Raw genomic sequence first — 7,660 nt, 5'->3', positions numbered from 1 at the left:
AAAAAGCCTCTCAATTGAGAGGCTTTTTTTATGGATTAAATTTAAAGTTTAAAAGTTTTCTTTTTAAATACAAATTCTGATTTAGATCTTAAGGGTTATTACAGGTCTTACGGCATGATTTACTAGTCCTTCGCTGATGCTTCCGTTAAAGAAATGAGCAAAACCGGTTCTTCCGTGTGTGCACATTCCAATAACATCTGCATTTATGCTGTTTGAAAAATTGATAATTCCTTTTTCAATATTAGTGTCATTGTAAATATGTGTAGAGAAATTAGAAAGATTGAATCCTTTTGTAAAATCTTCGATTGCTTTTTCTGTAATATGTGTCGGCTTAAAACTGTTTGGTGTGCAAATTGAAACTAAGTGGATTTTTGCGTCAAAATATTTTGTAAAATTTAAAAGTTTTTCAAAAGGTTTTTTAGTTTCTTCGGTAAAGTCAGATGCGAAAACTATATTTTCAACCTTGAAATCTGGGATGTCTTTTTTGATAACAAGAACCGGAATTTCTGAATTTCGAACTACTTTTTCGGTATTTGACCCAATAAGTAATTCTTCAACACCTGAAGATCCGTGTGAACCCATTACGATTAAATCGATGTCCTGTTCTTTGCTTATTTGGGTGATTCCGTGAATTGGTTTGTCCATTTTTACAAATTCTGTAACCGAAATACCTTCTAAAAATGAACTTTGTGATATTTTATCCAGCATTTCGTTTGCTTTTTGCATAAAAAGCATGGTTTCCGGAATGCTTACACCGCCAAATATGGCGTCGTTTGTTTGCTGCGGTAATTCGAGCATGTGTAAAATAATGATTTCAGAACTGTTTTTTCTGGCGATTTGTGCAGCAACTTTTAAGGCGTGTTCGGCGTGTTCTGAAAAATCGGTAGGTACTAAAATTCGTTTCATGATTTTAGAGTTAAGGGGTTTAAAAAATCGTTAATCTTTGGTCTAATAAAGATAAGGAATATTTTTGCAGCAATCTATTTATTTGATTTATAAAAAAATCACTATATTTGCACCGTTATTTATTAAAATCTAAATAATGAGGGGACTAAGTGTCCCCTCTTTTTATAAAATTATGACATTTAAGGAAAAAGTAAACGAATTAATTACAGAAGCTCTTCTGGAAAAGCCATCGATCTTTTTGATTGATCTTGCTGTTTCGGATTCTTTCAAGATTAGTGTTGGTTTAGACGGAGATAATGGAGTGGCGCTTCAGGATTGTATTGACATTAGTCGTGCAATCGAGAATAATCTGGATCGTGAAGAGCAGGATTTTTCGCTTGAAGTAGCATCGGTTGGAGTAGGTTCTCCTTTAAAATTAATAAGACAATACAAGAAAAATATTGGTAGAACGTTGATTGTTACTACAAATAATGAAAAAATTGAAGCAGAATTAGTAGAAGCTAACGATGTTTTTATAATTTTGTCTTGGGAGGCAAGAGAACCGAAAAAAGTAGGAAAAGGAAAAGAAACAGTTCAAAAAGAACAACAAATACCTTATACAGAGATTAAAGAGGCAGTTGTTACAGTAACATTTTAATTAAAGAATTCGCATGGAAAATTTAGCATTAATCGATTCATTCTCAGAGTTTAAAGATAATAAACTTATTGATCGTGTAACGCTTATGGCAATTTTAGAGGACGTGTTTAGAAATGCATTGAAGAAAAAATACGGTTCTGATGATAATTTCGATATCATTATAAATCCTGATAAAGGAGATATGGAGATATGGAGAAGAAGAGTTATCGTTGCTGATGAAGATCTTGATTTTGAGAACGAAGAAATTACTTTGACTGAAGCAAGAATGATCGAGGCGGATTTTGAAATTGGTGAGGAAGTTTCTGAAGAGGTAAAATTGATTGATTTAGGAAGAAGAGCTATCTTGGCTTTGCGTCAAAACTTAATATCTAAAATTCACGAACACGATAATACAAATCTTTATAAGCAATTTAAAGATATTATTGGTGATATATATACTGCCGAAGTGCACCACGTTAGACCTAGAGTTGTTATTTTAGTAGACGACGAAGGAAACGAGATTGTGCTTCCAAAAGAAAAACAAATTCCATCTGACTTTTTCCGTAAAGGAGATAATGTTCGTGGAATTATTGAAAGCGTTGAATTAAAAGGAAACAAACCACAGATTATTATGTCTAGAACTTCTGAGAAGTTTTTAGAGAAATTATTTGAACAAGAAATTCCTGAAGTATTCGACGGTTTGATTACAGTTAAAAATGTAGTTCGTATTCCGGGAGAAAAAGCAAAAGTTGCTGTAGATTCTTATGATGATAGAATCGATCCTGTTGGAGCTTGTGTTGGTATGAAAGGATCTCGTATTCATGGAATCGTTCGTGAATTAGGAAACGAGAATATCGACGTAATTAATTATACAAACAATATTCAATTGTTTATTACAAGAGCATTAAGCCCTGCTAAAGTTTCTTCAATCAAAATTGATGAAGAAAATAAAAGAGCCGAAGTTTTCTTGAAATTAGAAGAAGTTTCTAAAGCAATTGGTAGAGGAGGTCATAATATTAAACTGGCTGGTCAGTTAACGGGTTATGAATTAGATGTAATCAGAGAAGGTGACACTGCAAATGGTGAAGACGACGACGATGTTGAATTAACAGAGTTTTCAGATGAAATCGAAGGCTGGGTTATCGAAGAATTTGCAAAAATTGGTTTAGATACGGCTAGAAGTATTTTAAAACAAGAGGTAGAAGATTTAGTAAGAAGAACAGACTTAGAAGAGGAAACAATTCTTGATGTTATGAAAATACTAAAAGAAGAGTTTGATAGCTAGTTATCTACTCTAACAACACAACGAAAAAGGTAATAATAAAAAGGTTATATGTCTGAAGAGAGAGTAATAAGAATAAACAAGGTTTTAAGGGAATTAAATATCTCGTTAGAAAGAGCTGTTGATTATCTAAAAGATAAGGGAATTGCTATTGATGCAAATCCAAATGCTAAAATTTCTGGCAGTGAATTTAATATCCTGCAAAGCCAATTTGCGGGCGATAGGGGGAATAAGGAAGCTTCTAAAGAAGTAGGAGAAGAGAAAAGAAAAGAAAAAGAAGCATTGCGTGTTGAGCGCGAGAAAGAAATTGAGGACAAACGCAGACAAGACGAAGAACGTCAGAAACAACAAGAAATCATTAAAGCGAGAGCTGTTGTAACAGGGCCTGTTCAAGTTGGAAAAATTGATTTAAATCCAAAGAAACCTGCTGCTGTTTCTCAAGAAGAGCCAGTTAAAGCTGAAGAGCCTAAATCTGTTACTCCATCTCAACCAGAAAAGCCTGTTCAAAAAGAAGCACCAGCGGTATCTGAGCCAGTAGTGGCACCGGTGGTTTCTGAAGAGAAAAAGGTAGAAAAACCTATTATTACAACAGAGAAAAAAGAAGTAAAAGCAGAGAATTCTAAAACAGCTCAGGAGCCGATTGTTTCAACGGATCCTACAACTGCAGAGGAAACGATCACTACTCAATATCAAAAATTATCTGGAACTACTCTTACAGGACAAACAATTGATTTATCTCAATTTAATAAGCCTAAAAAGAAAAAAGAAGATCCAAAAATCACTCCTAATAAACCAGGAGCACCAGGAGCTGGAAACAATAATAACGCGAATAAAAACAAGCGTAAAAGAATTGCTCCTAAACCTGGTACGCCGGGTGCGCCAAAACCTGCAACAGGAAATGCGCCTGGAACACCAAATCCTAATAAAATTACTCCAAATACAGGAGGCGGAGGATTTAATGCTAACAGAAGTTCAAGACCTGGTTTCGTAAAAGGAAACCGTCCTGCAATTGTAGCAAAAGTTGAGCCTACTGAAGAAGAAGTAAAAAACCAAATTAGAGAAACTCTTGAAAAACTTCAAGGTAAAGGTGGTAAATCTAAAGCTGCCAAATACAGAAGAGATAAGAGAGAAACGCACCGTCAGAAATCTGATGATGAACAAAGAGCTCTTGACGAAGGAAGTAAAACTATTAAGGTTACAGAATTCGTTACTGTAGGTGAAATTGCAATCATGATGGATGTGCCTATTACGAAAGTAATTGGAACTTGTATGTCTCTTGGTATTATGGTAACGATGAATCAGCGTTTAGATGCTGAAACATTAACAATCGTTGCTGATGAGTTTGGTTATGAAGTTGAATTTATAACAGTTGATATCGAAGAAGCAATCGAGGTTGTTGAAGATAAAGAAGAAGATTTAGTAACCAGAGCACCAATTGTTACTGTAATGGGTCACGTTGACCACGGTAAAACATCTTTACTGGATTATATTCGTAAAGAAAATGTTATCGCTGGTGAGTCTGGAGGTATTACACAGCACATTGGAGCTTATGGAGTAACTCTTGACAACGGTCAAAAAATTGCATTCTTAGATACTCCGGGTCACGAGGCGTTTACCGCGATGCGTGCACGTGGAGCTCAGGTTACAGATATTGCTATTATTGTAATTGCTGCGGATGATGATATCATGCCGCAAACAAAAGAGGCGATTAGCCACGCGCAAGCGGCTAATGTGCCAATTATATTTGCAATCAATAAAGTGGATAAGCCAAATGCTAACCCTGATAAAATTAAAGAAAGACTAGCAGGTATGAATTTACTTGTTGAAGATTGGGGAGGTAAAATTCAATCACATGATATTTCTGCTAAAACAGGATTAGGTGTGAAAGAATTACTTGAAAAAGTTTTATTAGAGGCTGAGATTTTAGATTTAAAATCAAACCCAAATAAAGCAGCACAAGGAACTGTAGTTGAAGCTTTCTTAGATAAAGGAAAAGGATATGTTTCTACAATTTTAGTTCAACATGGAACTTTAAAAATTGGAGATTATATGCTTGCAGGTAAACACCATGGAAAAGTTAAAGCAATGCATGATGAAAGAGGGCATACTGTTTTAGAAGCAGGTCCTTCAACTCCGGTATCTGTTTTAGGTTTAGATGGAGCTGCTACAGCGGGTGATAAGTTCAATGTGTTCGAAGACGAAAAAGAAGCAAAACAAATTGCATCTAAACGTTCTCAATTAATGCGTGAACAATCAGTACGTACACAACGTCATATTACACTTGACGAAATTGGACGTCGTATTGCTCTTGGTCAGTTTAAAGAATTAAATGTTATCCTTAAAGGAGACGTTGATGGATCTGTTGAAGCATTATCAGATTCGTTCTCTAAACTTTCTACTGAAGAAATTCAAATTAATATCATCCATAAAGGAGTTGGTGCAATTACAGAAACTGACGTTATGCTGGCTTCTGCATCTGATGCAATCATTATCGGATTTAATGTTCGTCCTGCTGGAAATGCAAGACAGCTTGCTGATAAAGAAGAAATCGATATCCGTTATTACTCTATCATTTACGCTGCTATCGATGACTTGAAAGATGCGATGGAAGGAATGTTAGCTCCTGAAATGAAAGAAGAAATTTTAGGAACTGCAGAAATCCGTGAGATTTTCAAAATTTCTAAAGTGGGTTCAATCGCTGGTTGTATGGTAACAGATGGTAAGATCTTAAGAAGCTCTAAAATTAGAGTTATTAGAGATGGAGTTGTAGTACACACAGGTGAGTTAGTTGCTTTAAAACGTTTCAAAGACGATGTTAAAGAAGTTAGTAAAGGTTACGATTGTGGTATTCAAATTAAAGGATTTAATGATATCGAAATGAATGATGTTATTGAAGCTTACCACGAAGTAGCAATTAAAAAGAAATTGAAATAAAATTTAATATATTTTAGTTTATAAAAAATCCCGAGTAATCGGGATTTTTTTTGTTTAGTATATTTTAGTATTGAGTAATTAATAGGTTGCATTTTATAATTTGAAACACAATATTGAAAAACAGATGGGTTTTGATTTCTGAATTATTTATTTCTTTGCTTGGTTTTTTGATGCTGAATTGATTGCGAGAGTATCTATTTGGTAAAAGATGATAGTGGATTGATTGCAATTTTGAGGACAGCAGTTTTATGTAGAAGTTTATATGAAAGTCGGATATGGGATCAAAAATAATTCAGATGATTAAAACGCTTGTTGATAAAAGATTTAAGCGTAATAATGTTATTTCTAAATTTACAACTGTTGAAGAGCTTAGAGCAATTATGCCGGGTTTATTGTATGGGTATTTATCTGAAGAAGAAATTCCGGATAGTTTAGTGTTACTGTCACCGCCTCCTGATATTACCTCTCAAGCATATCAAATGGATTTGGAATATGCAAAAAGAGCTGTTGAGTCTAGTGATAAAAGTCGCTTTTTAAAAGCGGCCAGCGATGCAGATTTGTCTTTTCCAATAGCAGCCAAATGTTTTGAGTCTGCTTTGGGAATTGAGATTAATGAGCAGACAACGCCTAAGCTTTATACGCTTATGCGAAGAGTAATGACCGATGCCGGACTTTCGACTTACGCGGCCAAGAATTATTATAATCGTATGCGTCCGTTTGTGGTTAATAATCAAAAAACTTGTACGCCAGATAAGGAGGAAGTGTTGAAGAAAGTAGGTTCTTTTCCATCTGGTCATGCTGCTGTTGGCAGTGCATGGTCGCTGATATTAATTGAAATTTTTCCCAATAATAAAGAAGAGATATTAAAAAGAGGACATGATTTTGGGGAGAGCCGTATAATTTGCAATGCGCATTGGCATAGTGATGTGGAGATGGGAAGAATTATGGGGAAAGCAACTGTTGAATGTCTTTTTGCTAATCCGGCTTTTCAAATAGATATGGAAGCTGTTAAAAAGGAAGTTTCTGAAATTGATTTTAATAGCTCTGAATAAAATGCAGTATTTGTGTGAAGCGTGTTCTATTTCGAATTTTAATATTATTTTTGATAATAAATTATTTAAATATGAAACGATTATCAATATATACCATTCTTTTTTTAGTAGGTTTTTCTACTTTATCATTTTCGCAGGAAGCTGTAGAAAAACCTGCTCCACCAGCAGGTAATGCATTAGTAGGAGATTACTACGGAGCAGATGTTTCTACTGTTTCTGTAAGTAAAGCGATTACTGTAGCTAAATTGGAAAGTGAATTAGAGAAAACTAAAAAAGCAGAAAGTGTCTCGGTAAAGGGAGAAGTGACAGATGTTTGTGAAAAGAGAGGATGCTGGCTGACTTTAAAAACGGAAGATGGTTCTGCTTTCTTTGTAAAAATGAAAGATTATGCATTTTTTGTTCCGACTGCATTGAAAGGTAAAAATGTGGTTTTGGAAGGCAATGCCGAGAGAAAAGTGACATCTGTTGATGAATTGAAACATTATGCAAAAGATGCTAAAAAATCAAAAGCTGAAATTGATGCTATTACTTCGCCGAAAGAAGAAGTGCGTTTTTTAGCAAATGGAATAAAAGTGGTAAATTAATTAAGTTTTGAGAATTGATGGTTGGAGTGTAAGTTTTAAACATGCATTGCTGTAAAAAAATCTCTGCTTAGTTGGTCTTATTTTGAAATGATATAAAAGCCTCAATGAAAATTGAGGCTTTTTTGTTGGTGTATATTTCAGTTTCTTGATTGCTTGGTTGTGCTTTTTAATGTGATTATGTTTTTCTTTGGGTTTACATTTTTGAATTATGAGAAGATGGATCGAGTAATTTTTGAACTGAATAAGGAATATTTAGATGCTTTTTCTATTGATTAAATGATGTTAT

The 7,660-nt window shown here is 34.3% G+C and carries 6 protein-coding genes; 5 read left to right on the top strand and 1 reads right to left on the bottom strand.

Annotated elements, in window-relative coordinates; translation table 11 throughout:
* Positions 1 to 81: 81 nt before the first annotated feature.
* The gene (locus tag AC1RRQ_RS05425; protein ID WP_493022005.1) at positions 82 to 906 is read right to left on the bottom strand and encodes a universal stress protein; all 825 of its coding nucleotides are present in this window, start codon (positions 904 to 906) and stop codon (positions 82 to 84) included.
* A 172-nt stretch (positions 907 to 1,078) separates the two neighbouring features.
* Here AC1RRQ_RS05425 and rimP point away from each other — a divergent pair, with 172 nt between their 5' ends.
* The 5 genes from rimP (at position 1,079) to AC1RRQ_RS05400 (ending at position 7,374) form a co-directional block, all read left to right on the top strand.
* On the top strand, positions 1,079 to 1,543 hold the full coding sequence (rimP, locus tag AC1RRQ_RS05420) for a ribosome assembly cofactor RimP (protein WP_053474404.1): 465 nt from the start codon (positions 1,079 to 1,081) through the stop codon (positions 1,541 to 1,543).
* Positions 1,544 to 1,556: 13 nt separating this feature from the next.
* Positions 1,557 to 2,807 (top strand): transcription termination factor NusA, encoded by a 1,251-nt coding sequence (gene nusA, locus AC1RRQ_RS05415; protein WP_071636284.1) that lies wholly within the window; start codon positions 1,557 to 1,559, stop codon positions 2,805 to 2,807.
* 48 nt (positions 2,808 to 2,855) lie between these two features.
* Positions 2,856 to 5,738: a translation initiation factor IF-2 gene (gene infB, locus AC1RRQ_RS05410; protein ID WP_493022004.1), complete on the top strand. Its 2,883-nt coding sequence runs from the start codon at positions 2,856 to 2,858 to the stop codon at positions 5,736 to 5,738.
* A 296-nt stretch (positions 5,739 to 6,034) separates the two neighbouring features.
* A complete protein-coding gene (locus AC1RRQ_RS05405) occupies positions 6,035 to 6,790 on the top strand; it encodes an acid phosphatase (RefSeq protein ID WP_493022003.1) in 756 nt (251 codons plus the stop codon).
* Positions 6,791 to 6,861: 71 nt separating this feature from the next.
* The gene (locus AC1RRQ_RS05400; RefSeq protein WP_493022002.1) at positions 6,862 to 7,374 is read left to right on the top strand and encodes a DUF4920 domain-containing protein; all 513 of its coding nucleotides are present in this window, start codon (positions 6,862 to 6,864) and stop codon (positions 7,372 to 7,374) included.
* The last annotated feature ends 286 nt before the right edge of the window (positions 7,375 to 7,660 follow it).

This window comes from Flavobacterium sp. GW821-FHT12A05, assembly GCF_058807735.1.
This window is presented reverse-complemented; position numbering and strand designations above follow the sequence as displayed.

What these genes read in the sequence shown, in the direction of transcription:
- AC1RRQ_RS05425 (WP_493022005.1), bottom strand. Translation starts at nt 906, where the DNA reads ATGAAACGAATTTTAGTACCTACCGATTTTTCAGAACACGCCGAACAC.
- infB (WP_493022004.1), top strand. Translation starts at nt 2,856, where the DNA reads ATGTCTGAAGAGAGAGTAATAAGAATAAACAAGGTTTTAAGGGAATTA.
- rimP (WP_053474404.1), top strand. Translation starts at nt 1,079, where the DNA reads ATGACATTTAAGGAAAAAGTAAACGAATTAATTACAGAAGCTCTTCTG.
- AC1RRQ_RS05405 (WP_493022003.1), top strand. Translation starts at nt 6,035, where the DNA reads ATGATTAAAACGCTTGTTGATAAAAGATTTAAGCGTAATAATGTTATT.
- AC1RRQ_RS05400 (WP_493022002.1), top strand. Translation starts at nt 6,862, where the DNA reads ATGAAACGATTATCAATATATACCATTCTTTTTTTAGTAGGTTTTTCT.
- nusA (WP_071636284.1), top strand. Translation starts at nt 1,557, where the DNA reads ATGGAAAATTTAGCATTAATCGATTCATTCTCAGAGTTTAAAGATAAT.